Raw genomic sequence first — 1,889 nt, forward strand, 5'->3', positions numbered from 1 at the left:
ACCATGTTTTTGAACTTCACGCTATCCATTCGAGTCGCAACGGGAACGAATTCGCCAACCTCAGGCGTGTGTTCTCGCAGCAGGATCGCACCGGCCTGCAAGCAGCATTCACACTGGATCACGCCCGGCACGAGCGGGTATCCGGGGAAGTGTCCCTGCACAAAGAAATCGTCTTCGGCGAATGTTTTGCGAGCATGCAAAGTCGACTCGGTCATCTCAACGACTTCATCGAGCAACCGCATCGGTGGGCGGTGGGGGATCATCGCCTCGATCTGCTCGGCACCCAGGGCTGTGTCGGCAGATTGCGATGAGTCGGCGGAAGACGGATCTGAAGGCATGAATTCGGTCGAAATGTCGTAGTAATCGGACGAGGCAGGCCGGGGCCGTCAACCAGGGCAATGGGACGGTCCAGGACCGGGCATATCAGACGCCATACCCTCGATTCTCGTCAAGGGAGTCGGTCCGAAACGGCGTCCTGCCGGTGGGCAGTTTGCCGGGGCGGAGTTGTCTGCGGCAAATGCGGTTGTTGCAAATGCGAGCGCGCCGATCGGATGGGACTCCAGGAGGACCCTACTTCGACGGTTTAGGTTCGTCTTGATTCGCTTCGAGTTGTTCCTGGGTTGGGTTGGCGGAGGTGACACCATCGGGCGGAACCTCTCCGTGGGCTGTCCAGACGATCGCATTGAGGACGACTTTGCGGAAATTTTCGTCTGCCCAATTCCAGTGGAAGTGTCCCCCGGTGAAGCCAAACCCGCGGCCGGCGGTTTTGGTCTCGGCGGCTTCGCTTTCAGTAACCGGTCTTTCGGAAACCCATGCGACGTGTTGGATTTCACCTTCGGCCACGGCGCGACGGACGTGCGGGTTGCCGCTGTGAGGACCGTCGCCGCGACGCATCGTTGACTCAGGCGGATGTGCCGAAAGGATCGGAGTCACGCCTTTCATGGCGTCTCGAAACCGCATGTGGAAATACCATTCGTCGTTGATTTGAAACGGTTTTACCCCGCGGGTCACAGGGTGATCGGGGAACGTTTCGAACTTGGCTTCCCAGTGCGGGTTTACCGACCAGTGAGGTTCGAAGTAACCGCCGATCCAATCGAGAAACGCATCGCCCGGTTTTCCTTTCACGGTCTCGACGCCGTAGTGGATGCAGACGAGGCCTGTGCCCGACTTCATGATGGCGTCGAATTCATCGATGTGGGGATTGAGCAAATGGCGTTTCCCGCCGTCGCAGTAGACAACAATGGTGTCGGCACCGGCCAGCACTTCGGAGCCCTTTTCCGGCCATCCGTTTTGGATCACCGTCACTTCGTAATCCGGTTTGGCTTCCTGAAGCGACGCGGCCAACAGTCGACAACCGGCGTGGTGTTCGTGCGCACCGTAACCGTGGCTGGGACGACCTGCGATAAAGACGATTTGCTTACCCATGTTCTCTTTGGGCTTAGCAACCGTCTCGGCCGACGTCGGGGATGAGGGAGCCTCTGCTCGACAGATTCCAACGGAGCCCACGAACAATACGAGGAGGAAACAGGAAGGCGGCAATCGAAACATCATGCGAGTCTGGGGTGTGAATGGCGGGAGAGTCGGCGACGCAGGTGGGCGCCAGAACGCGGGCGAGATGGAAGTAGGACGGGACAAAAGAATGCCAGGGAAGCGGGGGGGCAGGAGGGGGCGACGCCGGCGTTAGCGGCAGACTCTAGCATCATAGCTCATCTCTTCCTGCCAAGAATCGACTCGCGAAATGCTGCCGGTCGTGGTGACAAAGTCGGCAAATCGTGGCGTTGATGGTGGATGTGTCCAGGCGGAGCATTTTTGCCGTGAACGCTCTGTCTGCTTGGTTTTGCAGCAATTGGAGTTGCTCGGCGCCTTGATCGAATCCCCCGATTTAGGAC

The 1,889-nt window shown here is 58.7% G+C and carries 2 protein-coding genes; both read right to left on the minus strand.

Translation table 11 applies throughout. The annotated features are described in order from the left end of the window. On the minus strand, nucleotides 1-338 hold a 338-nt coding region (locus RSSM_RS25165), incomplete at its 3' end, for a 3-hydroxyacyl-ACP dehydratase FabZ family protein (RefSeq protein ID WP_008686540.1). 232 nt (nucleotides 339-570) lie between these two features. After that, nucleotides 571-1,425: a ThuA domain-containing protein gene (locus tag RSSM_RS25170; RefSeq protein ID WP_144060106.1), complete on the minus strand. Its 855-nt coding sequence runs from the start codon at nucleotides 1,423-1,425 to the stop codon at nucleotides 571-573. Nucleotides 1,426-1,889: the final 464 nt, after the last annotated feature.

The sequence above is a fragment of the Aporhodopirellula sallentina SM41 genome, from assembly GCF_000346505.1.
Taxonomy (GTDB): Bacteria; Planctomycetota; Planctomycetia; order Pirellulales; family Pirellulaceae; genus Rhodopirellula; species Rhodopirellula sallentina.